Source organism: Mesorhizobium sp. M7A.F.Ca.MR.148.00.0.0, assembly GCF_003997735.1.
Lineage (GTDB): Bacteria > Pseudomonadota > Alphaproteobacteria > Rhizobiales > Rhizobiaceae > Mesorhizobium.
In genome coordinates, this window is the sequence record NZ_RZTB01000799.1 from 1 (window position 1) to 206 (window position 206).

General features: G+C 69.9%; 1 pseudogene. It reads right to left on the reverse strand.

Going from position 1 to position 206, the window contains the following annotated elements:
• Positions 1 to 206: pseudogene (locus EOB49_RS36315) on the reverse strand (salicylate hydroxylase); the annotation flags it as partial.

Here is a 206-nt window from a genome sequence, read left to right on the forward strand (position 1 = left end):
CGGCTTGCCCCAGCGGCACGCGCGCCAGTTCGCGCAGGGTCGCGGCCTCCTTCAACACCACGGCTTCGGGCCGCACCGTTGCCGGCAGCAGCCGGTCGAGCACGCCAAGCTGGCGAAGGATACGGGTCGCGTTGGGAGAAAGCTGAATGCCGGCGCCTGCCGCTTCCAGGCGCTGCGCCTGTTCGAACACCCGAACAGTGTAGCCG